The sequence below is a fragment of the Actinomadura sp. B10D3 genome, assembly GCF_039871695.1.
In the GTDB taxonomy this organism is placed as follows: Bacteria; Actinomycetota; Actinomycetes; order Streptosporangiales; family Streptosporangiaceae; genus Spirillospora; species Spirillospora madurae.
The window spans coordinates 122,750-147,391 of the sequence record NZ_JBDPLY010000011.1 but is presented as its reverse complement, the minus strand read 5'-3'; the positions used below and the strand labels follow the sequence as shown (position 1 = coordinate 147,391).

General features: G+C 69.7%; 23 protein-coding genes and 1 pseudogene. 11 read left to right on the top strand and 13 right to left on the bottom strand.

The features are described from left to right. The first annotated feature begins 221 nt into the window (after positions 1 to 221). The 3 genes from ABGB11_RS18615 (at position 222) to ABGB11_RS18605 (ending at position 6,062) form a co-directional block, all read left to right on the top strand. Positions 222 to 1,787, top strand: a complete 1,566-nt coding sequence (locus ABGB11_RS18615) for an MFS transporter (protein WP_347634369.1) — start codon at positions 222 to 224, stop codon at positions 1,785 to 1,787. Continuing rightward, positions 1,774 to 2,346 carry a TetR family transcriptional regulator gene (locus tag ABGB11_RS18610; protein WP_347634531.1) on the top strand — a complete coding sequence of 191 codons (573 nt, stop codon included), beginning with the start codon at positions 1,774 to 1,776 and terminating at the stop codon, positions 2,344 to 2,346. The genes ABGB11_RS18615 and ABGB11_RS18610 overlap by 14 nt, the downstream gene beginning before the upstream one ends. Before the next feature lie 371 nt (positions 2,347 to 2,717). Continuing rightward, a complete protein-coding gene (locus ABGB11_RS18605) occupies positions 2,718 to 6,062 on the top strand; it encodes a hypothetical protein (RefSeq protein WP_347634367.1) in 3,345 nt (1,114 codons plus the stop codon). A gap of 54 nt (positions 6,063 to 6,116) precedes the next feature. Here the strand turns inward: ABGB11_RS18605 and ABGB11_RS18600 are convergent, their stop codons facing one another. Continuing rightward, positions 6,117 to 6,719: a hypothetical protein gene (locus ABGB11_RS18600; RefSeq protein WP_347634365.1), complete on the bottom strand. Its 603-nt coding sequence runs from the start codon at positions 6,717 to 6,719 to the stop codon at positions 6,117 to 6,119. A gap of 486 nt (positions 6,720 to 7,205) precedes the next feature. Here ABGB11_RS18600 and ABGB11_RS18595 point away from each other — a divergent pair, with 486 nt between their 5' ends. Beyond that, positions 7,206 to 7,811 (top strand): hypothetical protein, encoded by a 606-nt coding sequence (locus tag ABGB11_RS18595; protein WP_347634363.1) that lies wholly within the window; start codon positions 7,206 to 7,208, stop codon positions 7,809 to 7,811. A gap of 39 nt (positions 7,812 to 7,850) precedes the next feature. On the opposite strand, the gene ABGB11_RS18590 is transcribed toward ABGB11_RS18595, so the two are convergent. The 4 genes from ABGB11_RS18590 to ABGB11_RS18575 form a co-directional block, all read right to left on the bottom strand. After that, positions 7,851 to 8,444: a hypothetical protein gene (locus tag ABGB11_RS18590; protein ID WP_347634361.1), complete on the bottom strand. Its 594-nt coding sequence runs from the start codon at positions 8,442 to 8,444 to the stop codon at positions 7,851 to 7,853. Between the two features lie 618 nt (positions 8,445 to 9,062). Then, complete coding sequence (locus ABGB11_RS18585) at positions 9,063 to 9,335, bottom strand: VOC family protein (RefSeq protein WP_347634358.1); 273 nt, start codon at positions 9,333 to 9,335, stop codon at positions 9,063 to 9,065. A gap of 198 nt (positions 9,336 to 9,533) precedes the next feature. Beyond that, positions 9,534 to 10,025, bottom strand: a complete 492-nt coding sequence (locus tag ABGB11_RS18580; protein ID WP_347634356.1) for a pyridoxamine 5'-phosphate oxidase family protein — start codon at positions 10,023 to 10,025, stop codon at positions 9,534 to 9,536. 11 nt (positions 10,026 to 10,036) lie between these two features. Continuing rightward, on the bottom strand, positions 10,037 to 10,534 hold the full coding sequence (locus ABGB11_RS18575) for a cysteine dioxygenase family protein (RefSeq protein WP_347634354.1): 498 nt from the start codon (positions 10,532 to 10,534) through the stop codon (positions 10,037 to 10,039). 105 nt (positions 10,535 to 10,639) lie between these two features. Here ABGB11_RS18575 and ABGB11_RS18570 point away from each other — a divergent pair, with 105 nt between their 5' ends. After that, a complete protein-coding gene (locus ABGB11_RS18570; protein WP_347634352.1) occupies positions 10,640 to 11,551 on the top strand; it encodes a LysR family transcriptional regulator in 912 nt (303 codons plus the stop codon). A gap of 31 nt (positions 11,552 to 11,582) precedes the next feature. Here ABGB11_RS18570 and ABGB11_RS18565 read toward each other — a convergent pair. After that, positions 11,583 to 11,687, bottom strand: a pseudogene (locus tag ABGB11_RS18565) (L-serine ammonia-lyase, iron-sulfur-dependent, subunit alpha); the annotation flags it as partial. A gap of 243 nt (positions 11,688 to 11,930) precedes the next feature. Here ABGB11_RS18565 and ABGB11_RS18560 point away from each other — a divergent pair. After that, the gene (locus ABGB11_RS18560; protein ID WP_347634350.1) at positions 11,931 to 12,242 is read left to right on the top strand and encodes a helix-turn-helix transcriptional regulator; all 312 of its coding nucleotides are present in this window, start codon (positions 11,931 to 11,933) and stop codon (positions 12,240 to 12,242) included. On the opposite strand, the gene ABGB11_RS18555 is transcribed toward ABGB11_RS18560, so the two are convergent. Then, on the bottom strand, positions 12,235 to 13,191 hold the full coding sequence (locus tag ABGB11_RS18555) for a hypothetical protein (protein ID WP_347634348.1): 957 nt from the start codon (positions 13,189 to 13,191) through the stop codon (positions 12,235 to 12,237). The genes ABGB11_RS18560 and ABGB11_RS18555 overlap by 8 nt on opposite strands. 460 nt (positions 13,192 to 13,651) lie before the next feature. Between ABGB11_RS18555 and ABGB11_RS18550 the strand changes: the two genes are divergently transcribed. The 4 genes from ABGB11_RS18550 to ABGB11_RS18535 all read left to right on the top strand — a co-directional run bounded on the left by ABGB11_RS18550 (position 13,652) and on the right by ABGB11_RS18535 (position 17,182). Further along, the gene (locus ABGB11_RS18550; protein ID WP_347634346.1) at positions 13,652 to 14,191 is read left to right on the top strand and encodes a helix-turn-helix domain-containing protein; all 540 of its coding nucleotides are present in this window, start codon (positions 13,652 to 13,654) and stop codon (positions 14,189 to 14,191) included. Between the two features lie 65 nt (positions 14,192 to 14,256). Then, on the top strand, positions 14,257 to 14,838 hold the full coding sequence (locus tag ABGB11_RS18545; RefSeq protein ID WP_347634344.1) for a dihydrofolate reductase family protein: 582 nt from the start codon (positions 14,257 to 14,259) through the stop codon (positions 14,836 to 14,838). A 137-nt stretch (positions 14,839 to 14,975) separates the two neighbouring features. After that, positions 14,976 to 15,872 (top strand): NAD(P)-dependent oxidoreductase, encoded by an 897-nt coding sequence (locus ABGB11_RS18540; RefSeq protein ID WP_347634342.1) that lies wholly within the window; start codon positions 14,976 to 14,978, stop codon positions 15,870 to 15,872. After that, entirely contained in the window at positions 15,869 to 17,182 is a 1,314-nt protein-coding gene (locus ABGB11_RS18535; protein WP_347634340.1) for an MmgE/PrpD family protein, read from the top strand. The genes ABGB11_RS18540 and ABGB11_RS18535 overlap by 4 nt, the downstream gene beginning before the upstream one ends. A gap of 103 nt (positions 17,183 to 17,285) precedes the next feature. Here the strand turns inward: ABGB11_RS18535 and ABGB11_RS18530 are convergent, their stop codons facing one another. Continuing rightward, positions 17,286 to 17,981: an isochorismatase family protein gene (locus tag ABGB11_RS18530; protein WP_347634338.1), complete on the bottom strand. Its 696-nt coding sequence runs from the start codon at positions 17,979 to 17,981 to the stop codon at positions 17,286 to 17,288. 321 nt (positions 17,982 to 18,302) lie between these two features. Between ABGB11_RS18530 and ABGB11_RS18525 the strand changes: the two genes are divergently transcribed. Next, entirely contained in the window at positions 18,303 to 19,088 is a 786-nt protein-coding gene (locus tag ABGB11_RS18525) for an SDR family oxidoreductase (protein ID WP_347634336.1), read from the top strand. Between the two features lie 56 nt (positions 19,089 to 19,144). Here ABGB11_RS18525 and ABGB11_RS18520 read toward each other — a convergent pair whose 3' ends face one another. From ABGB11_RS18520 to ABGB11_RS18500, 5 genes are read right to left on the bottom strand one after another with little or no spacing between them, the layout of a single operon-like run. Continuing rightward, positions 19,145 to 20,269 carry a CaiB/BaiF CoA-transferase family protein gene (locus ABGB11_RS18520; RefSeq protein ID WP_347634334.1) on the bottom strand — a complete coding sequence of 375 codons (1,125 nt, stop codon included), beginning with the start codon at positions 20,267 to 20,269 and terminating at the stop codon, positions 19,145 to 19,147. Further along, positions 20,266 to 21,936: an AMP-binding protein gene (locus ABGB11_RS18515; RefSeq protein WP_347634332.1), complete on the bottom strand. Its 1,671-nt coding sequence runs from the start codon at positions 21,934 to 21,936 to the stop codon at positions 20,266 to 20,268. Before ABGB11_RS18515 ends, ABGB11_RS18520 begins: the two co-directional genes overlap by 4 nt. Then, complete coding sequence (locus ABGB11_RS18510) at positions 21,933 to 22,997, bottom strand: acyl-CoA dehydrogenase family protein (protein WP_347634330.1); 1,065 nt, start codon at positions 22,995 to 22,997, stop codon at positions 21,933 to 21,935. Before ABGB11_RS18510 ends, ABGB11_RS18515 begins: the two co-directional genes overlap by 4 nt. Next, positions 22,994 to 23,773, bottom strand: coding sequence for an enoyl-CoA hydratase-related protein (locus ABGB11_RS18505; protein WP_347634328.1), 780 nt, complete (start codon positions 23,771 to 23,773; stop codon positions 22,994 to 22,996). The genes ABGB11_RS18510 and ABGB11_RS18505 overlap by 4 nt, the downstream gene beginning before the upstream one ends. Beyond that, positions 23,770 to 24,636, bottom strand: a complete 867-nt coding sequence (locus tag ABGB11_RS18500) for a 3-hydroxyacyl-CoA dehydrogenase family protein (RefSeq protein WP_347634326.1) — start codon at positions 24,634 to 24,636, stop codon at positions 23,770 to 23,772. The genes ABGB11_RS18505 and ABGB11_RS18500 overlap by 4 nt, the downstream gene beginning before the upstream one ends. Positions 24,637 to 24,642 lie beyond the last annotated feature (6 nt).

Genomic DNA, 24,642 nt, shown 5'->3' with positions numbered 1-24,642 from the left:
TGGGGAACGTCCTCGGGAGTCCTATCGGCGCACACAAATTCGCCCTGGAGCTGCATCCCGACTTCAGCAGCGTTTGCGGCGTGACTGATCCGCGCGAACACGAGCAGACCAGCGCTGGTGGTGCTCCGCATCCCGGCCGACCCTGACACGACCTCGCCGTGGTAGTTGAACCATGGTACAAGTAGTACGTTGGTTCAACTATTGGGGGAGGTGTGACGAGCATGGGACAGCCGGCGCGCGCTGGGTGGCGCGAGTGGGTCGGTCTTGCGTTGTTGGCGTTGCCGACGCTGCTGCTGGGGCTCGATGTGACGGCGCTCTACCTCGTCGTTCCGCACCTGGCCGCGGATCTGGATCCGACTGCGGCCGAGACGCTGTGGATCATGGATGCCTACGGCTTCTTCATCGCGGGCTTTCTGATCACGATGGGGACCTTGGGTGACCGGATCGGACGGCGCCGGTTGCTGGTGATCGGGGTGGCGGCGTTCGGCGCAACCTCGGTCTTTGCGGCGTTCGCTCCAAGTGCCCTATGGCTTATCGTGGCGCGGGCTCTGCTGGGGGTGGCCGGCGCAACGCTCATGCCCTCGACGCTTTCGCTGATCAGCAACATGTTCACCGAGGTCCGGCAAAGGGCGTTGGCGATCGGGGTGTGGGCGACGGTGTTCGCCCTTGGGATGGCGGTAGGCCCGGTCGCGGGTGGGGCACTGGTCGCCGGCTTCTGGTGGGGTGCCGTCTTCCTCATCGCCGTGCCGGTTGCTGTGCTGGTGCTGGCCGGTGCGCCGGCGTTGCTGCCGGAGTATCGGACCTCCACGGGTCGTGTCGACCTGCTGAGCGTTGGGTTGTCCCTGGCGGCGATGTTGCCGATCATGTACGCGACCAAGCATGCGGCCGTCCGCGGCGTCGACGTCCAGGCATTGGCCGCCGTTCTCGTCGGTGGTAGCGCCGCGGTCGCGTTCGTCCGTCGTCAGTTGCGCCTGAATGAGCCGCTGCTGGACATGAAGCTCTTCACCAGCCGGGCCTTCTCCGCAGCGCTATCCGTCATGTTGGTCGGCCTGGTCGGTTTTGGTGGAGTGATGCTCCTGGTCACCCAGTACCTGCAGCTTGTCGAGGGCCTCTCGCCGACGGCGGCAGGGCTGTGGATGGGCCCGCCCGCACTGGCCATGCTCATCGGTGCCATCGGCACACCGCTCATGGCCCGTCGCGTCTCACCTGGTGTCGTGATGTCGGCCACCCTGGCGCTGTCGGTGTCCGGATATGCCCTGCTCGCCCTCGTTGGGACCGACAGCAAGGCGAGCGTGATCGCTGGATTCACGTTCGCTTACCTCGGACTCGGCGTCATCGCCGCGCTTGGTACCGACATCGTCGTGGGCGCCGCGCCTCTGGAGAAGTCAGGATCGGCGGCTGCACTCTCGGAGACCGTTCAAGAACTCGGCATCGCGGTAGGGGTCGCAGTCCTTGGAAGCCTCACCACCGTGATCTACCGCAGCCGGGTCGAGGCCCCGTCCGGGTTGTCCCCATCCGCGGCCGATACCTACAACGACAGTTTTTCCGGAGCCACCTCCCTCGCGGACCAGTTGCCGGCCTGGGCTCTCGACGACGCACGAACCGCGTTCACCAGCGGACTCAACATCGTCGCCGCGGGAGCAGGCACCGCCATAGCGGTTGCCTCGCTCACCTGCTTCATGACATTGCGTCACCTCCAGCCCCTCGGCAATGCCGACCCTGAGGCGGAGCCGGTAGCCTCCACAGCGGGAGCGACGATGACTGGTGAGCAAGATGATGGCGGCTGAGAATGACACTGCCGATGGACGCAAACTGCGGGGTCAACGCCGCCGGGCCCAGATCATCGAGGCAACGCTCGCGATCGTCCGCCGCGACGGCGCCACCGGTGTCACCCACCGCACCGTCGCCAAGGAGGCGGGGATCACCACCAGCTTGACCCTCTACTACTTCGCGACGTTGGACGACCTGTTGGTCGCCGCCCTGACCAGCGTCACGGACCAATACACCCACCGCATTCGTCAACTCATCGAATCCGAGGACGACCCGCTCGACGGTCTCGCTCACCTCATCGCCGAATCCGCCGGCCCGGGCCGGGAGCGTGCACTCGCCGAACGGGAACTGTCGACCCTGGCCGCTCGCCGACCCGTCCTACGCCCGGTAGCACGACGCTGGCGCGACAACGTCGCGGAACTTGCCCGCACACAAACGGACGACCCCGATGCGATCGAAGCCGTCGTCGCCCTGTCCGACGGCCTGTGCGCAGCCATCCTCCTCAACGACGACGAGGCCGACCCACACCACATCCGCACTGTCCTCAGCAGAGCACTACAGCGAACTCACCCATAGGAATTACGCCTCGGAGCCGCGACGCCGGGACCGTTGTCGTTGACGGCGGACGGTCGAACTCACCAGCACCGTCGGCGAGCACGCGGCACGCAGCGAGAGTTCTGCTCCCCACCGACCCGTGCGCGACGTCGGCCACCAGCCACTTGCGGTTGCGGACGGTCACGAGCTGTCCCTGTCGACGATGACCACGGTGTTAGCACCGGACTCGCAGTACTTGTCACCCTTGAAGGCGCAGCAGCGGGGCATGTCGCGGGCAGTGTCTATCCCACGCTTGCGGGAAAGGCACTGTGCTCGGACGCGGTTGATGCAGGCCCGGACGTCGCGCACTCGCAATTGCGGATCTTGTCGGTTGTTTCTGCCACGATGTCGGCATGCAGCAACCGACGCGGACGGTGGAGGAGCCGGTGTGGTTTGCGGCCGCAGACGGATACGAGATCAGGCTCGAAGGCACGGAGTTGGTGTGCCGTGACGACCAGGGGAGAGTGTGTGAGCCGATCCCTCGGCAGGTGCTGGAGAGCAGGTTCTATCCGGCCTGGGCGCTGATCCACGACCCGGGCGACGCCGAAGCGGCACTCGGTATCGTCGCCGGCCTGGAGCGGGCATCGCGCAAGAAGTCCAGCGACGCGGCGTCCTCGTACGAATGGATGGCCCGTGATCTGCCCGCTTCGCACCTGCCGGTCTTCTGGGAGCACGTCGGCCGCGCTTTGATCACGGCGGGTGATGCCAAGCGTGCCGCCACCGCGTTCGGCCGGGCGCGCGAGGCGGAGAAGGCGCAGGCACTACCGGTCGATGGGACGGTCTGGTTGGAGGCGCACCTGGAGTTCGCCGCGGCCGGGGCGTTGAGCGCCAAGACGGCCGGCGGATTCGTGGCCGGCCTGCGCGACCGGTTCGAACCAGAACATGCCCTGGAGGCGCTGGTCGAGCTGGCGATGGTGCGTACGCGGAACGGGTCGCCGCCGTGGCCTGAGCTTGCCCGGCAGCTCACCTCGCTCGCGCGGGCGGCCGGCCGTGACGCGACCGCAGAGCAGCAGAAGCTCATCGAGCGGCTGCTGCCGCTGCCGGCGGTCCGCGAGGCCCCGTTCGCGCTGTGGAAGGCGTGGCGGCCGGCGCTCGTCCCACTCGCCAAGTCCTCACCTCGAGTGCGGGCCCTGCTGCTCGACCTGTTCCCGAGGGTTGACGACATCGACGGCTGGTGGCTGGAGCTACTCGACGAAAGTACGGCGCTGGCCGCCCTGACCGGCGAAGCCGCCGCAGACGGCGTGGAACCCCTCGACGGCGCAGCCGGCTGGCTCACGCGTGCTGTCGTGCATCCGCAGCGTGTTACGCGCAACCGTGTCGGTCGGCCTATACCGAGGCAGCTCACGGCGCTCATTCCCAGGATGAGCGCCCGGCTCGCCGCCGAGGGAGTTCCCGTACGGCTGGACGGCCCGGACCGCTGGGACGGTCCACACGGGTGGGATCGCTACCTGCGTGTGATCAAGGTCCGGGTGCTGGAGGCATGCCTTGCACACGGCGTGCCGGTGGCGGCCCCGACCAAGGAGGCGTTGCTCGGCCTCGCCGATTGGATGCGCGACCGTGATCCCGATGAGGACATCCCCGCGCTGGCCGCCCACCCCGACTTCGCACCCCTGCTGCGCGAAGCGTTGGACCGCTATCGGGATAAGGGCGACCTGGCACGGGTCCCCGCGCTGCACTCACTGCTTCAGACAGCGGCCGGTGAGCGGCGAACAGGAGTCGATGGGATTCCTCGGCACCCGCTGGACGATGCCGAGGTTGAACGCGCGTTGTACGGGCTGGCCCCTTATGGCTTCGGTAATACCGGGATGCTCCATGGCGTCCAGATCACCGGCGGCCTCCTGGACGGCTCACTGGACCCCAACGACCTTGAAGCGGACTGGTTTCCGGTAAGCAGCCGCTCATGGAGGTATTTCATCGGCCGGATCGGGGCCGTGGCGCTCAGGGCAGTGGCCGCCTCGACCCGGCACGAACGTCGTGAGCGTCTGCTGGCTCTGCTGGAGGTTTGGGCCGAGACGCCTTTTGCCGCCCCGGACGCTCGACTGCGTGTCGGTGTGGCAGAGACCGAACCAGCCGACCGGACCGTCGTCCACGACGAGCACGGGGTGGCCGTCAGGCTGGACTGGGCCGGTGAAGGCCGGCATCACTTCATCGGCCTGCGCACCGGTGCTGCTGAAGCACCGGCACCAGGACCCATCGTCGAGGTGGCCGGCGTCCCACAGGGGTGGGGCGGAGCCGGCCGGCTGCGCCACCTCGTCTCCCTCGTCCGGGACCGTGGTCCCATGCCGTGGGACCGCGAGGCCGTGGCCCTGCTCGCGGAGCGCACCGGACTGAGCCGCGCCGCGGCGACGCTCACCCTCGCCGGCATCCCCGGCCGAGACAGCTACAGTCCACCCTTTCTGGACGCGGATGAACGCAAGATACTGCGGATCACGGCTGCGGAAGCCGATGACGCCTGCGGGGAGCTCCGCAAGCTCACCACTGAGCAGCGCCTCGACCTGCTGGCCGATGTGCTGCCCGCCGACCCGGCCGATCTGTGGAAGCCGGGCGCGCTGCGTGATGTGGCCGAGCGGGTGGCAGAGAAGTGGGTCACATGGTTCGGCCGCAAGCCCCGCGTGCCGGAGGAGACCCTGACCGCGGCCAGGACCCTCACCACGACCATGTCCGCCGCCGAAATGTGCGCGACCCTCTCCGCCCCTCATACCGTCCCCGCTCTCACCACCGACCTGAACACTTGGCTCCAAGAGACGGATCATTACGGGTGCGAGACCACCAGCGGCAACACGCAGGCTTCGACGTTCTACGTCTTCCTCACCGACCTGGGAGTGGGTGTCCGCTGGGCTTACGCCGAACTGCCGGCCGGTGATCCGGTCCGAAACGGCGCTCCCGAAGCGGTGGAGCTCCTGCGTGCGCGACTCGACCATCCAGGACTCCTGCTGAGTGCTGGCAGCCTCGATCACGGCCAAAGAACGATCGAGGATCTGCGCGGTCGATTCGGGGACAAGCCCTACCGGGGTCCGTCGCCGCTCGGCGTGGACAGCGTCGACGATGGACTGACCATCGCCACCTTCGACAAAGACCGGCGGGGCGATCTCGACCCCTCGCTGTTCTTCCGGCCCTCGCTTTTCGGCGACGACGCGCGTTCCCGGCTTCTGCTCGCCGCGCTTTGGTGCAAGTACGCGGATCTCAGGGCTGTCGAGTGGCTGCGCAGCGGCGGCTGTACACGCATGATGGAGCGGATAAGGGCCAATGACCTGCCCGAGGGCGCGTACGAGGCGAACCCGCGGGCCAGCGTCCCCGACCTTGTGGCGCAGGTGGGCGAGCGGTTCGGCCTGGAGCCCGATCCAGCCGCCCTCTACCTTCAACTTTTGACGCTCCTGGAACCCACCGACCGGAACGTACGCCGCTGGAACGGATGGAAACCGGACCGGCATAAGAACGCGATCACCGCACTGACCGGACGCGGCATGGTCATCGAGGCCAAGCGGGCACGCGCCGGACGCGGGGTGTTCCTGCCAGGTACCTGGGCCAAAGGAGACAAATCCCATCTCCCGATGGAGGCATGGAAGGCGCAGTTGTACGGGCTGTCGCTCTCCTTTGACGGCGACAAGGTCTGGGGCGACTTCCAGCTGAGCAGACCATTGCCCGATCTCTACGCCGACGCCTGGCAACGCATCCTGGACGGCGATCAACCAGGATGAACCTGGACATCGGGCCTCGCCGCCGCGCAGCCCCACACCGACTTTGTGAAGGCGTTAGGGCTTGTTGGGGGTGGTGATTTTGGCTTGGGCGTCAGCGATCAGGTTGGCGGCGTGGGAGCCGGCGGCGTAGCGGGCCGCGTTGATGGCGTCGGTGGCCGCGGCTAGCGGATCCGGGTTGGTCGCGTGGTGCAAGGCGAGCCAGACCCAGCGGTGTTCGCCGTCGCTCAGTTGGGAGCGGCGGGCGCGTAGGTGCGCGTCAGGGGTCAGGGTGCGGGCCGCGACGCTGGCGGTTATGTCGGGGTCTTCGCCGAGTCCCCCGTAGCGGGCGGCCTCCGCGACGGCCTCGATGCGGGCCAGGTCCTCGGCGGTGATGCCGTGGCCGGTGAATCGCTGCACGGCGACCATGCCCATCATGGGCTTGCGGCGATGGTGGTCGCCGAAGTCGAGGCCGTCGAGCGTCGCGGTGAGGTGTGGTGGCGCGCCGAGGTCGCCGAATGGTTCCTCCGACAGCAGCACTTCGCCGTGCTCGGCGAACAACAGCCGGGTCAGCATATTGACGTTCCAGTACATGCTGGCGGCCCGCCCGCCGGCGGCCCGCCCCTGGCCGGACGCCGGAGCGTAACCGAGCCACGGCGTGGAGCCCGAAGGCCGGTCCATGGACTGGCCATGTGCCTTCGATGGTTGCCCGCAGCCGACCGAGTTCGGCCGCCGGTGTCTTCGGAGTGCGGGCAACGACCAGCGGAATCGCCGCGGCGACCGACTAGGCCAATTCGTCCAGTACCGCATCAGGAACCTCGACCACAGCACCCCCGGCCGCCAGCATGCATGGCTCCCTTCACCAGCACCTGCCCGGCCGCGGGCGACGCATCGGGACGTCCTCGACCCGCAGCACTGCCTCGCATCACCCAGCAGTCAGAGAACACTGCTGGTACCCGATCCTCCGTCTTGCCAGAGCGGAGGTCCGCGACGCCGTCCGCGAGCGATTCACCCAGGTTTTCCGGGAGGACCCCTGGTTCGGCCTGGGGCACAATAATTCGGGATTGACCTAGCGTCGGCAGATCACCGGGCGCCGATTCTCGCTGCGGCTCACCTGGTCTGACGGAGGGTGCGGGTTTGCGGCAGCTGTTGGGGTGCCTTGCGGCGATGGTGCTGCTGGCGTTGTTCGCTGCGGCGGTGTTCGGCATGTCGTGGGCGATCGCCGACGGGCCGGACGGCATACAGAGATGGGCGCTGATCCTGGTGTTCATCGTTGCCGGTCTGGTGGTGATGGGGCTGTGGATGGCGCTCCTGTTGGCCGGTGCCGGCGCGCGCACCGTCGGACTGGGCATTGCCGTGGTGGCCGGAGTCGTCGCCTTGATCTTCGCCGGTACAGTTCCGGCCTGGTACAGCGAGCGGCTGCTGCACGAGCGCGGACGGGTCGCCACCTGCCGGGTGGTGGCCATCACCGAGGTCGAGACCATGAACGGGTCCGGCACCGCCTACCGGTACCGGTTGGCCTGTGACGGCAGTGGCACCTTCTGGGTAACGCGATCCGACCGCACTCTGCGTGTGAACCAGGGCGTCCCCGTGCGCCACGACCCAGAGGGAAGGTCGGACGAGGCCGAGCTGGTCGGCGACACTGCACGCATGAAGCCGCAGGACATCGCCTGGACCGCCGGTGCCGAACTCGGCTTGATGGCCCTCGCGTCCCTCGTCGTGATCGCGACCGGCCGACCTGAACCACCGGAAGGGACCGACCCCGCCGATTGACCGAGCGGCCGAGTGCTGCCGGGGGCTGCATGCCCCGAGTCATTCGGGCAGGGAGTGGAGGTAGGTCATGAGGGCCTTGCCGCGCGGGGAGAGGCGGTAGCCGGTCTCCAGACTTTCGGTGAGGCCGAGGTCTTTGAGGCGGCGGACGTCGGCCTTGAGGGGGAGCTTGTCGCGGTCCAGGCGTTCGGCCAGGTCCTGGGCGCGCAGGCCGGGGTGCTCCTCGATGAGGCCGAGGACCTCGCGGGTCCAGGGGCCCCGGCGGCCGCGGTTGTCGATGGTGTCCAGGGCGGATTTGATGTCGGCCAGTTCCTGGTCGGTCAGGTCGTCGTCCGCGGCCAGCTCCGCTCGGGGGTCGGGGCCGCCCAGATGGAGCATGACCCGGTGGTAGCCGCCCTGCTTGGTGCTCTTGGACAGGGCGGTGAGCAGGGCCGCGCGGTTCTTGAAGCCCGAACGCCGGGCGTCCTCCTCGGTGATCTCCTCGGGGGTGACGGCCGTGACCGAGTCGATGACGATGATCCCCGCCCACGTGCGCTGGGTGCTCCCCGCCCTGACCGGCGGCTTGGCCCACACCCGGAACACCCGGTCGATCCGCCCGCCTGCGATCCCCTCAAGGACCTCCCGCCTGAACAGCATCGTCCCCTCCCAACACGACTCCTGTTCTGCATTCTTCTCGCAAGCGGCACCGATCTCCTGCCCCACAGAGACGCGAGGTGTCCAGTTGAGGCCCGACGTGGACCCGGGTGACCTGGTGAAGGCCTCTACTCCGGCGCTGAGCGCGCATGACCAGGCCGCGGGCGTAGGTCGTGGGGTTGGAGGTCTGCTGGGAGGAGTTGTTCAGTGAGCAGGCGCCGGAGACGGGCGGGGCCGTTGCACCAGGTGCGCACGAGTCGCCAGCCGTGGAAGTAGGCGAGGATGTAGACGTTCATGCCGGGGGTGGCCAGGATCTTGCGGGCAGCGGCCAGTTCGGTCTGCCGAGTAGGGCCCAGCGTGACAGGTAGTCGGCGATCTGGTCTTCGGGGCGGCCGTCGGCCGCCATGAAGGCCGCGTTGGCCCAGACTCCCCACAAGATCGTTCTTGCGTGGTGGATGGTGGCGAGGTCGGCGCCGTCGGGCCGCATCGTCGAGGCGGCCATCGGGCTGCTGGACGCCGAACGACAACGACGACTTCGACGGCCAGTTCGCCCTCGCGCTTCAGATGATTCTCGACGGAATCGAAGGCCGACTCAGCTGAAGGTTCGCCGCGGTCGAGGGGTTACTTGGTCTCTTCGGCCAGTGCTACGAGGATGCCCGCAGGGCCTCGGACGTAGCAGAGCCGGTAGCTGTTCTCGTACTGCACCAGTTCGCCGAGGAGTTCGGCTCCGTGGTGCCGCAGACGGTCGAGGATGTCGTCGATGTCCCTGACGGCGAACATGATGCGATGTGCGCCCAGCATGTTCGCGGGAGCGTGCGGGTCACCCTCGTGGACCGACGGCGCATGGTACTTGGTCAGCTCGATCCGGCCGCTGCCGTCCGGGGTGCGCAGCATCGCGATGTCCGTTCGGACTCCTTCGAGCCCGAGGAGGCGCCCCCCTGCCCTCCAGTGTCGCCTCGCCTTCCAGCTCAAGGCCGAGCTCGGCGAAGAACGCCGTGGCGGCCGCGAGGTCGTCGACGACGATGGCGACGTTGTCCATGCGCTGGATCGTGGCCTGCCGGCCGGTGTCCTCCATGACGGTCCTTTCCGGGTTCAGGCGCGCTCGCTCTGGCGCGCCATGAGCTCCTCGATGGCGGTGGGCAGCGTGGTCTCGAAGTCGATCAGCTTGGCCCAGGTCGGCTTCACGACGATCCGGACCATGCCGTCGTAGAGCGACTGCACGCCCTGCTCCCACTCGGCCCGCTGCTCCGGCGTCATCTCGTACGTGCCGTTCCACTGGAGGTACTCCTCCGGGATGCCGTCGACGACGTCCAGCTCCGCCGTGCCGCGCAGGAGCAGGACCTTCGGCGGGTGCGCCTCGGTGTCGATGGTCAGGGCGACCGCGGGGTTGCGGCGCAGCGCCGGCAGTTTGCGCGCGTTCTTGGCGGTGCACATGACGATCTCCGTGCCGTTCCAGTGGATCCCGATCGGGATCGAGCGGGGGGTGCCGTCCAGCGCTACGTACGCCAGCCTCGCCAGGTCGCGGGCCAGCAGTTCCTGGCTGTATGGACGGTTCAGTACCTCGTCGATGGCGTTCTGGTCCATGGTCGAGCTCCTCAGTTGTAGTAGCGGCGGGCGCTGGACCCGACGCGGGAGATGTCGGTGCCGTAGATGTGCAGGCTGATGGCGGTCTCGTCGCCGACGTTGCGGATGCGGTGGATGTCGCCGGGCGGCGCGAAGCCGCTGACCTCGCCGGGCTGGTTGTCCCGTGTACCGATGGGGTCGAGCGCTTCGTCGAACAGTTCCTCGTGCTCGATGCCCGACAGGACGCCCACGACGCACCAGGTGATGTGGTCGTGGATCCGGGTGCTCTGCCCGGGGCGCCAGACCAGGCCGAGGACGGAGAACGCCCCGTCCGGCTCGACGTGCAGCAGGTGGCCCGCCACCCGGTCGGGCAGGCCGAGACGCTGCTCGGGCGTCAGGATCTCGGGGCCGGGCAGGTGCGCGCGGAGCCGGTCGGCGACCAGGTCCGCAGTGTCCGTCCAGCCGGCCCGCAGGTCGACCGCCCGGCGCACGGCCGCGACGAGATCGGTGATCGCCGATGTGCGGATCATGGCGCGTCCTCCTTGGCGGAACGAGTTCGTCCCGCTCAGCGTCCCGCGGCCCGACTCATACGTCTAATGACAATGCTTGGGCCAACTCATGCATATTCTTGATGCATGCTGGATATCGTGCGGCTACGGGTTCTCGCGGCGATCGCCGCGGAGGGATCGGTCACCAAGGCCGCCAAGCATCTGAACTACTCCCAGCCCGCCGTCAGCCGCCATCTGGCCAGGCTGGAGGCCGAGACCGGGGCCAGGCTCGTCCAGCGGGTCGGCCGGGGCATCCGGCTCACCCCCGAGGGCGAGCACCTGGCCCGCCGCGCCACCGAGATCGTCGGCCGGGTCGACACCGCCGCCGCGGAGCTGTCCGCGCTGGTCGGCCTGCAGACCGGCCTGGTCAGGGTCGCGGGTTTCCAGTCGGCGCTGGCCGCCCTGGTACCGCACGCCGCCGGCATCCTGCTCCGCGAGCACCCCGGCCTCGAACTGCGCCTGATCGAGTCCCACCCGCGCGTGGCCCTCGACCTGCTGCGGGCCGGGGAGGTCGACGTCGCGGTCGCCTTCCGCTACGACGACCCGGCCCCGGACGACATCCGCGCCGCGCACCTGTTCGACGACCCGATGTACCTGCTCAGCCTTGACCCCGGCCAGACGCTGGAGGGCAACCGCGACTCCGCCTGGATCGCGGGCTGCGAGAACTGCCGCCGCGAGTTCCTGGAGGCCTGCGACAAGGCGGGTTTCACGCCGCCCATCGCCTACACCGCCGACGACATCATCGTGAACCAGGCACTGGTCGCGGCGGGCATGGGCGTGACCACCATGCCGGGGCTGGCGCTGCGCACCCACCGCGCGCCCGGCATCGAGGCCAGCGTCCTCCGCGACTTCCGGCGGCACGTCTACCTCGCCACCTACGGCGATCCGCCGGACCCGCCGGCGACCACGGCCTTCATCACCGCGCTGCACCACGCCGTCGAGCAGATCCGCCCTGGCGAGCCACTCCCGCCCGCGCCTCGCCCAGCTCAGGCGGAGTGACGTCACAGGCCGTTGACCGCCAGCCCCGAGCCACCTCGCCCTGGCAGCCCACCTCGGCACCGGAGATCGACACGTTCTTCTTGCAGAGCACCCCGATCACGCCCGCGCAGAGCAGGAAGCGCACGACCTGGTCCTCCGTCAAGCTGACGGAAAAAAGCCCCAGCTCCATCGCACGATCATTTATCCCGCCGCCTGGGCAAAGACATTTACGGGGCCCGACGTCGGGCGAAGGGCTCACATGTCGCCTGCCCCTGTCGAGCGTCGCGCCCCGCCCGGAGACGCGAGGAGCTCTCGAAGAGATCTTGAACCTCTTAGAGTTTAGGGTTGTCTAAACATTTAGGAAGAGCTAAAGTGAGTATTGCCCTCCGAGACAGAGGAGATGAAGATCATGGTGTTCCGAAGCCGGCGCGACGGTGCAGAGGGAAGTCCCGACATGCACACCCAGAGCACCCTCACGGACACTGTGATCAACGAGGTCATCTGGTACATGCGCGAACACCAGATCCAGCGTTCTCAACTCGCCCAGAAGATGCATGTCTCGCCGGGACGAGTCAGCCAGATCCTGTCCGGTGGAGAGAACGTCACCCTCAAGACCCTGGACAGCATGGTGACCGCACTCGGAGCGCGCATGGAGGTGCAGATGCACCCGTGGAACGACGGAGTGCTGCCGACCTCCTTCGAGGTCAGGTAGAGGCCGTCTCCACGTCCGACCCGGGACCTGCCTCCTCCCCCGGAGCCCAGCGAGACCGTGCTGATGAAGGCGACGGCGTCTCCGCGGAGCGGCCAGAAGAGGAGGCAGGACTCCAGGAGAACTGCTCCAGCGAATACCGCCTGCGGTAGGCATACAAGATCATGTCTTGAAGATCCTGCATCGCATCGGAGCAGAGCTTGCGACCCAACCGGCTCAGTTCGCCCTGGGAGGCGAGGCCGTGATAATTGCCCTCATTGAGCAACCCGTGTTGCCGCAACTCTTCGATCACCTGATCACGGCTCGCGGGAGGATCCTGGTAGCACAATGACGCCACATGGATGCGGTTGTGTATCGCCTCCTCCAGGCGGATCAGATCAGCACGGCGTCTTGAGGGTGATTCATCTTCGCCGGCCTGCCGGATGATCATGGCGAAGAAGTGACTGGCCGCTGCTTCGATCTCGTCGGGCTCCTGCACCTTCCCTAGCCATTTGGGGTCGTTGAACCACTGATCAGCCCAGGCCAGCCGATCCCCCCGGAACGAATTCTCGAAACGATGAACCAGCAGCGCGATCCCCACACTCGCGATCATCACGAGATGTGTAGGAGGGGCATTGGTCACCTGTTTGGCCTGAACGCTTCGCTTGACCTCGCCGGCCAGCAGGGCTCCTACGAGTGCCACGGACGCCCCGATTCCCCAATAGAGCGGCGGCGCCAAAGCAGTGACGTTGCCCAGCACCGTGGCCACTGTCGCAGTGCTGAGGATGATCGCGATCGCCCACCAACGGCTTGATCGCCCGAACAGCTTGTGCTGCTCGTCGCGGCACCGTGCCTCAAGGCACAAGAGGGCCGCGATGCCGGACACGATGAAGGATGCGCCGTACCCCGCGGCGGCTGCGCCTGATGGCTGTAGCATCCCCGTACCTCCCGCCGTCCCCGTAATGATCGTCATTGGCGGGTCGTAGCGATCATTCGGTCTTCGATCACCTGCTCTGTTCCATCCGCACACCCCTGATGTCGTTCATCTTTACTCTCCTAATGCCCCAAAAGTACAGAGAGTCGTTGAACTTGGGACCATCTGGCCCCGCAAGCAGCCGAGCGCTCTCGATACTTGCGCTCCTACCAGCGAAAACAGCACTAAAGCAGCGTTTGCGTACTTTTACCTATAGGGCACTCGTGGATTTCAACGCGCGAAGACAGCGAGGACTGCCTGCGGAGTGCGGCGGGCTGGTGGGTTCGGTCGCGCGTCGGGGATGCTGGGTGTGTGGAGTATGTGTCGAGGGTGCCGCGAGCGCCGCTGGACGAGCTGATCGACGACCTCTACTACCTGGAGGGCGTGCCGCCGTACTTTCGGCTGCACCCTGTCGGTGGGCGTGCACTTCAAGCCATGGGGGGCCGCGCCCTTTCTGCCGATGCCCGCGGCCGAACTGTGCGACCGTCCGGTGACGGTGGAACAGGTCTGGGGCCGCGCCCGCATGGCCGAGCTGCGGGACCGTCTGGCCTCGCAGGCCGGGCCGTGCGAGATGCTGGCGCTCCTTGAGGACGAGCTCATGCGGCGGCTCCGCGAGACCGCCGGCCTGGGGCTGGTCCGTCGCACGAGCGGCGTCATCGCGGCGGCCACGGGAGCGGTGGCGATCGGCGACCTGGGCGCGGCGGCCGGTGTCAGCAGCACCCACCTGGCGCAGCGGTTCAAGGAGCTGATCGGCGTCACGCCGAAGCGGCTCGCCCGCACCTACCGCTTCGCCGCCGCCGTCAACGCGATCGACCCCACCGGGCCGGTCGACTGGGTCGACCTCGCCGGTCGCGCCGGCTACTTCGACCAGGCGCACTTCGGGCACGAGTTCCGGGCCTTCACCGGTCTGACGCCGACCCGCTACGTCGAGCTCCGGCGGCGGTTCCTGCGCGAGCATTCCGGCCATGCGCTCGACGTCGGGCTGCTTCCGGCCGTTTGATTCCTTACAAGAGCCGGCGATTCCCGCCAGGCCATGATGGGCACTTCCCGAGCGGAGGAGGGCCCATGGGCAAGGTGGTCATGTACGGCACGGTGTCGGTGGACGGCTTCATCGCGGACGGTGACGACCAGGTCGGACCGCTCTTCGACTGGATGTCCAGCGGTGACGTCCCGTTGGACGACTCCGGGGTGGTGAAGGTGTCGCAGGCGTCCTACGACTACGTCCGTCCGTACTGGGACGAGATCGCGGTGACGATCGTCGGCCGTCACGTCTTCGACCTCACGGACGGCTGGGGCGGCACGCCGCCGGCCGGGGTCGACCACATTGTGGTCGTGTCGCACCGGCCCGCGCCCGAGGGCTGGGACGCTGGAGCGCCGTACCACTTCGTCGACGGCGTCGCGGCCGCCATGGCCACCGCGCAGAAGCTCGCGGGCGACCGCACGGTCGAGGTCGCCGCCGGCGACGTCGGCGGGCAGCTGCTGGCCGCGGGGCTCGTCGACGAGGTCGCCATGGAGGTCGCGCCCGTGGTGTTCGGGTCCGGCAAGCGCTACTTCGGGCCGGTCGACGCGCAGCACCTGCTGGAAGACCCCCACGTCGTGATCCAGGGCGACCGGGTGCTCCACCTGCGCTGTCGCGTGCGTCGCTGAACGGAGGATCACGGCTCTCCGAGCGCCGCCCCCGCGACACGGTCTGACTTTTGCGGGCATCTACCGCAAGGGTTAACATCCGTCTAATGTCTAATATTAGTTAGACTGTCCACCACGGTGCGGGAGCGGTGTCACTGATGCGAGAGATCGCGTTCATCGGCGTCGGCACGATGGCGGCGCCCATGGCCCGGCGGTTCGTCGAGCGCGACCTGCGGGTCCGGCTGCTCGATCCCGCGCCGGAGGCCACCGCGCCCTTTCGAGGCGAGGCGCTGGTGTCGATCCACGAGGACGTGGGAGACCTGATCGACGGGGTGGACGCCGTCCTGCTCAGCCTGCCCACGCCCGCGGCGCTGCTGGACGTCGGTGAGCGGATCGCCGCCGGTACGGCGGCCGGCACTCTCGTCATCAGCACCTCCACCACCGGGCCCGCCGCCGTGAAGAAGGTCGCCTCCACGCTGGCCGCCGCGGGGGCAAGGTTCGTGGACGCTCCGGTCAGCGGCGGTGCGGCCGGCGCGCGCAAGGGCACTCTGACCGTCATGGTCTCCGGGCCACCGGACAGCGTCGCCGGATGCGCTCCCGTCTTCGACGTCATCGCCGAGCATGTGGTCCCCGTGGGCGCCGAACCCGGGCAGGCCCAGGCGGTGAAGCTCGCCAACAACCTCCTGTCGCTGGGGGCTCTGGCGATCACCGCGGAGGCGACCGCTCTCACCGGCGAGGCCGGGGTCCCGCTGGACGTCGCGCTCGGCGCGCTGAACCTCGGCTCCGGACGCAACTCGGCCACCGCCGTGAAGTTTCCCGAGTACGTGCTGACCGGGAGCTTCGACTTCGGCTTCCCCGTCGAGGGTGCCCTCAAGGACGTGACGCTCTTCGGCGACCTGGCCGCCCAGTTCGGGCTTCCCGTGCCGCTGGCGCGGGCGGTGGCGGACTGCTGGCGGCTCGCCGTGGAGCGGGGTTACGGCGACCAGGACTGCACGCGCATCGCGACCATGTACGAGGAGATGGTCGGGACGCCGGGCGAGAAGGACGAGCGGTGACGGGCACGGACGGCGGGCCGGCGGCGGCCGTCCCGGGGGTCGGCGACCCGGTCGAGGATCCCTGCCTGACGTTGTGGCGATGGGCCCGCGACAGCGCCGAGGCGGCCGACGGTGCCACGCTGGAACGCGCCGCGGGGTGTGTGGCGGCCGCCGTCACCGACATGGTGCTCTCCGCGCGCGTCTCGCGCCACCGGGCGGCCGCGGCGGCGCTGGCCGGCGCGCCCGGCGCCTGCACGGTGAGCGGCCTGCCCGAGCGCGCCGCCATGGCCGGCGCGGTCCTCGCCAATGCCTACCTGATGCACGCGCGGCTCACCGACGACTCGTTCCGGGTCGCCGCGCATCCCGGCCTCGCCGTCGTGCCGGTGGCCTTGGCGGCGGCGGAGGACACCGCCCACCGGACGGGACGGCCGGTGGACGGGGCGCGGCTGCTGCGAGCCGTCGTCGGTGGGTACGAGTGCGCCTGCCGGCTGGCCGACCGGCTGCTGCCCGAGGTGTCGCACCGGGGCTGGCGGGTCACCTCGATGATCGCCCCGGCAGCGGCGGCCGCCACGATGGCGCTCACCCTCGGTCTTCCGGACGAGGACGCCACCGCCGCGCTGGGGCTGGCGTCCTCCGCCGGCGGCGGGCCGCTCGGCGTCGTCTCGGCCGCGGGCGACGCCTGGCGGCTCCAGCCGGCGCTCGCCGTGCAGGCGGGCGTGTCGGCGGCCGTCGCCGCGATGGCCGGCCTGCGGGGCGGGACGGGAGCCCTGGCGGGGCCCCATGGCCTGTACGGGTTGTTCGGTGACGGGGCGGAGGCATGGCCGCGGGCGCGGGGGGCCGCCGTCCATCACGTCACCTTCAAGCGGTATCCGGTCGCGATGTACGGCCAGTCGATCTTCGATGCGTTCCGGGGGCGGTCACCGGTCAGCGGGTCGGCCGAGCGGGTCACCGTCCGCGTCGCGCCGTTCGCGGCCGGATACGGCGGCGGCCAGAAGGCGTCGGCGGACTCGATCTCCAGTGTGGAGGGGATCGTCCTCGCGGCGGTCCGGGAGTTCCATCCGGATCTGCGGACGAACGCGGCCTCGATCGCGGTCATCGGCGACCCGGCGCTTCCCGATCTGACCGCGCGGATCGATGTCGTGCTCTCCGACGGCCGGCGGCTCGCCCTCGTGGGCGACGGCGACACGAGCGGCTGGGAGCCGGCGGATTTCGAGCGTCATTGCACCCGGTCGCTCGGGGACGCCGGCGCCTCGCTGTGCCGGTCCGCGGCGGCGCTCCCGGAACAGGGCGACGTGTCCCGGCTCTTCGCCTCGTGGCGCGCGGCCCGCTGAGCGGAGCAGGGTCAGGGGGATGGCCCACCGCGCACAGCGGAGGGGGCTCAGGGACGGAGCGCCCCTGAGCCTCCCGCACGCCGTGCGCGCCGGTGCCCGCCGATCAACCGACGCGAAGCTTCTCGATGTAGCCGATCGTCTCGTCCACGCTGACGACGTCCGCGTACTTCATGTGCATGTCGAACAGGTTGACCTTGTGCGAGATCTGGCTGCGGTCGGCGCAGCACTCGAACGGGAGGACGACGTGGAAGTTGTACTGGAAGGCGTCCAGCACGGTGGCCCGCACGCATCCACTGGTCGTCATGCCGGTGACGATGACCGTGTCGCATCCGGCCTGGATCAGGTAGGAGGCCAGCGGGGTCCCGAAGAACGCGCTGGGCCGCGCGCCCTTGGAGATGACGATCTCACCGGGTAGCGGAGCGATCCCGTCGGCGATCACGTCGCCGGGCGGTGTTCCTTCCGGGAGCGGCTCGGGGTCGGAGGCCAGTTTCCAGCGCCCGCGCTCCAGGGGCAGCGGCTCGTGGTCCGGCTCAGCGTAGGCCTTGGTGAAGAAGACCGGCAGCTCCGCCTCCCTGGCGGCGGCCAGGAGGCTCGCGTTGGCGTCCACGGCCGGGTAGCCCGTCGGGCTCCAGCCTGTCCGGTAGGCCGAATCGACGAATGCCCGGGTCATGTCGACGACCACGACCGCCGGGCGGGCGCCGGCCGTCAGCGGGCGCTCCACTCGATCGAATTCCCGTCCGAAGCTCGCAAGGTCCTCGTCGGGGATGACACCGTCCCATGGTTTGTTCGCTGGACTCACGTCGCTCTCCTCGTCGCAGCCGGTGGCCGAGGGCGGGCCAGGCCGGGCCTGGATCCTCAACCTGACCTCGTTTGAGCTGGTCGCTATCTGTTCGACATTAGCCTCGATGCATTCCTAGGTCAATAGATTCCGTGGCTACCCCTGCCGTCATTGACATTATCGCCATGCCTGACTAATGTTCGACTTTAATCAACTGTCATCCTGGCCGCCCCCAGCTCTGCCCGACCCTCGGGAGCTCGACGGGCGCCGGGTCGAAGGAGAAGCGATGACCGACCACACCACCGGCGGTGCGGCACCGCACGCCATCCGCGGAGGCGTCTGATGGACCTCGGCATCGGTGGACGGTCGTACCTCGTGACGGGCGGCACCCGAGGCATCGGCCTCGCGACCACCCGGCTGCTGCTGGAGGAGGGCGCCGCCGTCACGGTCGCGGCGCGGACCACGGAATCGATCGAGAAGGCGACCGCGGAGCTCGGCGAACATCCGCGCGCCGCGTTCGTCCAGACCGATCTTCGCGACCCCGGCGCGGGCGAGGCGGCGGTGACGGCCGCCGCCGAGCGGTTCGGCCCGCTGGACGGAGTGGTCAACAACGCGGCGGGCTTCGGCGTCCACGAGGACCACCCGGACCGGACCGCGTGGACCCGGCTGTTCGAGCTCAAGCTGCTCGGCTACGAGTCCGTCGTCCAGGCGGCCCTCCCCCGCATGCGCGACGGCGGCGGCATCGTCAACATCTCGGGGATCGCCTCGATGCGGTACATGCCCCGGTCGCCGCACGTGGCCGCGATCAACTCGGCCGTGGAGGCGCTGTCGCGCCACTACGCGGCCCAGCTCGCCGAGCGCCGGATCAGGGTCAACACCGTCGTTCCCGGGGTGACGGCCACCGACCGCTACGAGCGCCGCGCCGAACGCCTCAGCGAACGGGACGGCTCCGGCATCGAGGCGGCGCGGAAGGCGCTGGACGAGCGGGTCCCGCTGGGCCGGGTGGCGCGCCCGTCCGAACTCGCCGCCACGATCGTGTTCCTGCTCTCGGACCACTCCGCGAGCACGACCGGCGCCACCGTCGTCGTCGATGGCGGCACCGTGGCCGTGCCGGACGCGCAGATATAGCCCGGCGGGGGCCCGTCGTCCGGGCCCCCGCCGCACCCGTCGCGGCGTTCCGCGGTTCAGCGTTCCGGCCAGATCCGCCCGTCCGGCAGCGGATCGAGCGACGGGGCGCCGAGGGCGCCGGGCGGCCGGCGAAGGGCGGGATCCACCGGGAGCGGCAGCGCGCCGACGTCGAACCCGTCGCCGACGAGCCGATGGTCCGAGTCGGTGTCCACCAGCCCGGCCGCGGCGGCCTCCTCGAAGGTGGCCACCACGACCGAGCACACGTCCTCGCCGTCGAACAGTTTCCGCCAGTGCTCGGCGGGACGTGCCCCGATGAGGCCGCCGATCACCTCGATGACCCTGCTCTCCTGCCCGCGCTCGTCCAGGTACTCGGCGGGCAGTTCCAGCAGGCTCGCGAGGCGTTCCCAGAACTTCTGCTCCAGAGCGGCGACGGCGACGTGCCGGCCGTCCGAGGTCGCGTACACCTGGTAGCGGGGGCTTCCCCCGGTGAGCAGTTCCCTGCCCGGCACGGGCCAGCCGTCACCACCCTGGTACGTCGCGAAGTAGCCGTAGGCCATGAGGTGCAGGTTGCGGGTCATGGAGATGTCGAGATGGCATCCGGTGCCCGTCGCGTCGCGCTGCCGCAGGGCGAGAAGGATGTTCATCACCGCCGGATAGGTCCCGCCGGCGATGTCGGCCAGCACCGTCGGGGGAACCGGGGGCTTTCCGGCACCGTCCACGACCACGCCGAGCAGGCCCGTCTCGGCGAGGTAGTTCAGGTCGTGTCCGGCTCGGCCCGCGTCGGGACCGTGCTGCCCGTACCCGGTGATCGAGCAGTAGACGACGCCCGGGTTCAGCGCGCGCACCCGCTCGTAGCCCAACCCGAGCCGGTCGGTGACGCCCGGACGGAACTGCTCGACGACGATGTCGGCCTCGCCTGCCAGGGCCAGCACCCGATCACGCTCGGCCGGGTCCTTCAGATCGGCGGCGAAGGCGCGCTTCCCCCGGTTCAGCACCGCGTAGTTCGCGCTGGCCTCCCCGAGGACGGGCCGGTAGGTGCGCATCTCGTCACCGCGCCCCGGCCGCTCGATCTTGACGACGTCGGCGCCGGCCTCCGCGAGCAGCAGGGTGGCCAGCGGCCCCGGCAGCAGGGTGGACAGATCGAGCACGCGCACTCCGGACAGCGGACGGGCGGATGTCATGGCGTGTTCTCTCCCGACGTGATGAGTTCGCGGAGCCGGAACTTCTGGATCTTGCCGCTCTGGGTCGTCGGGAGCTCGTCCAGCACCATCAGCCGTTCCGGCAGGTAGTGCTTGGAGAGGCCGCCGGCCAGCAGGTACTCGCACACCGCCGGCAGGTCCAGGCTCGCCCCCGGTCGCGTCACGAGGACGGCGCAGGACCGCTCCCCCAGCCGCTCGTCCGGATAACCGACGACCGCCGCGTTGAGCACGTCCGGATGGTCGAACAGCAGGGTTTCGACCTCGGTCACGGGGATGTTCTCCCCGCCGCGGATGATGATGTCCTTGCTCCGCCCGTGCAGGGACAGCCATCCGTGTTCGTCCACGCCGGCGGTGTCGCCGGTCTTGAACCACAGGCCCGGCAGGAAGGACTCCCGCGTGGCGTCCGGACGGTCGAAGTAGCCGACGGACACGCCGGGCCCGCGCATCAGCAGGTCGCCGACCGCTCCCGGCGGCACCTCGGCCCCGGTCGCGTCGACGACCCGCACCTCGGAGCCGGCGAAGGCCGACCCGTCGGTGCGCTGGATCTCCTCCGCCTCGGCGGGCGTGGCCGACGTCATGATGCCGCACTCGGTCATCCCCCAGGCCGGGGCGATGTAGGCGCCGAGGGCCTCGCCCGCCTTGGCCGGCAACGTCCTCGGCACCGAGGAGCCCGCGATGACCAGGCACTCCAGGGGGCAGTCCGGATCGCCGGCGAGTTCCGTGCGCAGCATGTCCTGCAGGAACGTCGGCGCGCCGAAGAACGCGGTGGTCCGCTCGGCGCGGATGATCTCGACCGCCTGGACCGGGTTCCAGGACTCCATGTGCACCCCGGTGCCGCCGAGGTGGACGGTGAACAGGACGCCCCAGGCGAAGCCGGAGTGGTGCCCGACGGGAGAGGCGACCAGTTGCACCATCGGATCGCCGAAGGTCTTGGGTCCGAGGTGGTCGGCGAGGGCTTCGAGCGGATAGACGAGCGTGTCGTGGGTGTGCATCGCACCCTTGGGCTCACCCGTGGTGCCGGACGTGAAGCCGAGGTAGCACAGCGCCTCCGGCGCCGGCGGGGCGAACGTGCCGGGGGGCGCATCGAGGAACGAGGTCCACGCGTGCTCGCCCTGCCGGAGCTCGGCCCCGTCCTCCTCGAACACCACGAGGTGTTCGAGGGTGGGGATCTCCTCCCGCAGGCGGCGCGCCATCGCGAGGAGGTCCGTGCCCCGCCACTGCCGCGGAACGACCAGCACCTTCGCCTTCGAACGCCGGACGATCGCGGTCACCTGGCGCTCGCCGTAGGACACGGGCACGCCGGTGTAGACCGCGCCGATCTCGTTGACGCCGAAGATGAGCGAGGCGTACTCCACCCAGTTGGGGAGCATCAGCGCGACGGCGTCGCCGCCGCGCACGCCGATGGCGGCCAGCGCCGAGGCCACCTTGCCGGCCGCGCGGTCGAACTCCCGGTAGCTCATCCGTACCGGCGGGCCGGAGGCCCGGTAGCCGACCAGCGCGACACGTTCGGGATACTGGGCCGCCGCGTCGGTCAGCAGGGAGCGGAGCGTCCTGCCCTGCCAGAAGCCCGCCGTCCGGAACGCCTCGGCGTCGGCCTCGGTGAGCGGGGTGTACTGGCCGCGCAGTCCATTCTCCAGCGAGCCCGTCATGACGGCCTCCTCTCAGAGTCGGTCGGCGAGGGGCCCGCCAGGGCCGCCGCCGCCGTGCGTCGGGCGGTCGCCACATCGCAGGCCGCGCGCAGGGACAGCGCGTCCCGGAGCATGCGCTCTACCTGATACTCGGTGAGATATCCGTATCCCCCATGGGACTGGACGGCCGCCGCGCACGCATCGATCGCCTGCTCGCACGCGGAGGCGAGGACCGCGGTGGCCTGCCAGACCGAGCGGTCCCACGGCCGCAGCACCTGGAGCCACGCGGTGGTCACCGCCTGGGAAATGGAGAACAGGGCGTCCCGCACGGTCGGCAGGGCCGTGAGAGGGGCGCCGAACTGCACCCGCTGCGCGCTGTAGGTCAGCGCGGCCTCGGCCGCGGCCTCCGCGATCCCGGTGGCGACCGCGGCGGCGCCGAGGCGGAGCCGGACCCGCGCCGCGTCGGTGTCGACCCCGGCGATGAGCGCGCCCGCCTCCCGCACCGGTCCGACGATCTCGGCGGACGCGGTCAGGGCGCCGTCCAGGCCGGTGCGCCGCAGACGTTCGAACCGCAGCGCCTCGGCGGGGAGCACCAGGACCGAACCGTCACCGACGACCACGACGCGGGGCCGCTCCCCGGCCGGGTCGATGCGGTCGATCCGCCCTGAGATCATCCCGTCCCTGAGCGTCAGGCGCACCACGTCGGAGTCCTCGTCGACCACCGCCACGGCCGTGTCCCCCGCCTGGACGGCCACGGCGGCCTGCGTGCCGTCCAGGATTCGTGCCGCGACACCGGCCTGGACCGACGCCCAGGCGAGCGCGGGCCAGCTCCGCGCGAGGCAGGCGAAGGCGACGGCCGCGAGAGCGTCCACTCCCTCGCCGCCGCCCGCGCCACCGGTCTCCCCTGACGCGTCGCCGGCTGCCAGCGTCCACACCCCCAGCTCGGCGAGCCGGCGGCGGACGGCCGCGACCTCGTCCGGACGCTCGTCGGACACGCGTTCCCTCGCCCCGGCCACGACCGCGCCGACCATGTCCGCGAGGTCGGCCTGCTCGGCGGTCAGGGCCGGCGCGTGGCGGGTCATGACCAGAACCTCCGCGGGTCGGGCTCGCGGCGCTCGGCGAAGGCCGCGTTGGTCTCGTGCGCCTCGTCCGTGGTCAGGTACACGCTGAGGTACTGGTCGTGCGCCATCCTGGCCTGCCCGGCCACGCCGTTGTGCCGGCCGGAGAACGCCGACTTCAGGGCGCCGAGCGCCATCGGGCTGCGGGCGGACAGCTCGCGCGCCACGGCGGCGGCGCGGGCCCGCAGCTCGGCGGCCGGCACGACCTCGTTGACCAGGCCCATCTCCAGCGCCTGCGCCGCGGAGTACTTGCGGTTCAGGTACCACATCTCCTTGGCCCGCTTGCGGCCGATCGTGTCCTCCAGGTACCAGGTGCCGTAGCCGGCGTCGAAGCTGCCCACCATCGGGCCGACCTGGCGGAACACCGCGCTGTCCGCGGCGATGGTCAGGTCGCACACGGTGTGCAGCACGTTGCCGCCGCCCACCGCGAACCCGTTGACCGCGGCCACGACCGGCTTCGGGATCGTGTCGATCGCCTGGTAGACGTCGACGATCGGCAGCACCTGCGACTGGTCGAGCGAGGTCGCCTCGTCGTGCTCTCCGCCGATGCAGAAGAACTTCTCGCCGGTGCCGGTGAGCACGGCGGCCCGCAGTCCCGGGTCGAGCCGGAGACGCTGCAGCGCGTCGAACAGTTCGAGGCAGGTCTGGTGGCGGAGCTTGTTGCCCTTGTCGGGCCGGTCGATGCCGATCTCCAGGACGGGGCCGTCGCTCCGCACGACGATGTCGGTGTAGCCGGTCATCGGACGTCCTCCCCGCCGGTACGGAAACCCTGGCCGCTCTTCCTGCCGAGGTGACCGGCGGCGACCATCTGCCGCAGTAGGGGCGGCGGCGCGAACCTCGGATCGAGCGTGGCCTCGTACGCGCTCTGCGTCGCGTGGAGATGCACATCGAGCCCGATCAGATCGAGCAGCTCCAGCGGCCCCAGTCTGTGGCCGAGCCCGAGCCGGACGGCCGTGTCGATGTCCTCGGCGTCGGCGAGCTCGCCGTCGTACTCGGCGATCACATCGTTGAGATAGGGCATCAGCAGGTGGTTGACGAGGAAGCCCGGACGGTCCTTGACGATGATCGGCTCCTTGCCGAGCGAGCCGACGAAGGCCACCAGCCGTTCGACGGACTCGGGGGCGGTCTGCAGGGCGCGGACCACCTCCACGACCTTCATCAGCGGTGCGGGGTTGAAGAAGTGCAGGCCGGCGAACCGCCCGGGACCGGGCACCGAGGCGGCCAGATCGGTCACCGACAGCGCCGAGGTGTTGGTGACGAGCAGCGCGTCCTCCGCCACCACCGCCGCCACCGCGCCGAACAGCTCGCGCTTCACCTCCGCCCGCTCGGTCACCGCCTCGATCACCAGGTCGCAGCCGGCGAGTTCCGCGGCGTCGGTCACCGGCCGGATGCGGGCGAACGTCCCGTCCCGCTCGGCCTGCGTGATCTTGCCGCGCTCGACGCCGCCGTCCAGGAACGTTCCCAGCGCGGCCAGGCCGGCATCGAGCCTGCTCCGGTCGGTCTCCAGAGCCGTGACCTCGTAGCCGGACGCCGCGGCGACCTGGGCGATGCCGGAGCCCATGGTGCCGAGCCCCAGCACGGCCACCCGTCCAATGTCAGACATGCGCAA

Bases quoted from the DNA above. Each gene is read 5' to 3' on its own strand.
- ABGB11_RS18585 (WP_347634358.1), bottom strand. From the start codon at position 9,335: ATGCTGCGCACCCCGGACGGCAGCGGCCGGATCGAGCTGACCAAGTAC.
- ABGB11_RS18510 (WP_347634330.1), bottom strand. From the start codon at position 22,997: ATGACCCGCCACGCGCCGGCCCTGACCGCCGAGCAGGCCGACCTCGCG.
- ABGB11_RS18515 (WP_347634332.1), bottom strand. From the start codon at position 21,936: ATGACGGGCTCGCTGGAGAATGGACTGCGCGGCCAGTACACCCCGCTC.
- ABGB11_RS18600 (WP_347634365.1), bottom strand. From the start codon at position 6,719: ATGGACCGGCCTTCGGGCTCCACGCCGTGGCTCGGTTACGCTCCGGCG.
- ABGB11_RS18525 (WP_347634336.1), top strand. From the start codon at position 18,303: ATGGACCTCGGCATCGGTGGACGGTCGTACCTCGTGACGGGCGGCACC.
- ABGB11_RS18500 (WP_347634326.1), bottom strand. From the start codon at position 24,636: ATGTCTGACATTGGACGGGTGGCCGTGCTGGGGCTCGGCACCATGGGC.
- ABGB11_RS18570 (WP_347634352.1), top strand. From the start codon at position 10,640: ATGCTGGATATCGTGCGGCTACGGGTTCTCGCGGCGATCGCCGCGGAG.
- ABGB11_RS18555 (WP_347634348.1), bottom strand. From the start codon at position 13,191: ATGACGATCATTACGGGGACGGCGGGAGGTACGGGGATGCTACAGCCA.
- ABGB11_RS18575 (WP_347634354.1), bottom strand. From the start codon at position 10,534: ATGATCCGCACATCGGCGATCACCGATCTCGTCGCGGCCGTGCGCCGG.
- ABGB11_RS18540 (WP_347634342.1), top strand. From the start codon at position 14,976: ATGCGAGAGATCGCGTTCATCGGCGTCGGCACGATGGCGGCGCCCATG.
- ABGB11_RS18505 (WP_347634328.1), bottom strand. From the start codon at position 23,773: ATGACCGGCTACACCGACATCGTCGTGCGGAGCGACGGCCCCGTCCTG.
- ABGB11_RS18615 (WP_347634369.1), top strand. From the start codon at position 222: ATGGGACAGCCGGCGCGCGCTGGGTGGCGCGAGTGGGTCGGTCTTGCG.
- ABGB11_RS18560 (WP_347634350.1), top strand. From the start codon at position 11,931: ATGAAGATCATGGTGTTCCGAAGCCGGCGCGACGGTGCAGAGGGAAGT.
- ABGB11_RS18580 (WP_347634356.1), bottom strand. From the start codon at position 10,025: ATGGACCAGAACGCCATCGACGAGGTACTGAACCGTCCATACAGCCAG.
- ABGB11_RS18545 (WP_347634344.1), top strand. From the start codon at position 14,257: ATGGGCAAGGTGGTCATGTACGGCACGGTGTCGGTGGACGGCTTCATC.
- ABGB11_RS18610 (WP_347634531.1), top strand. From the start codon at position 1,774: ATGATGGCGGCTGAGAATGACACTGCCGATGGACGCAAACTGCGGGGT.
- ABGB11_RS18590 (WP_347634361.1), bottom strand. From the start codon at position 8,444: ATGCTGTTCAGGCGGGAGGTCCTTGAGGGGATCGCAGGCGGGCGGATC.
- ABGB11_RS18550 (WP_347634346.1), top strand. From the start codon at position 13,652: ATGCCCGCGGCCGAACTGTGCGACCGTCCGGTGACGGTGGAACAGGTC.
- ABGB11_RS18605 (WP_347634367.1), top strand. From the start codon at position 2,718: ATGCAGCAACCGACGCGGACGGTGGAGGAGCCGGTGTGGTTTGCGGCC.
- ABGB11_RS18595 (WP_347634363.1), top strand. From the start codon at position 7,206: ATGGTGCTGCTGGCGTTGTTCGCTGCGGCGGTGTTCGGCATGTCGTGG.
- ABGB11_RS18520 (WP_347634334.1), bottom strand. From the start codon at position 20,269: ATGACATCCGCCCGTCCGCTGTCCGGAGTGCGCGTGCTCGATCTGTCC.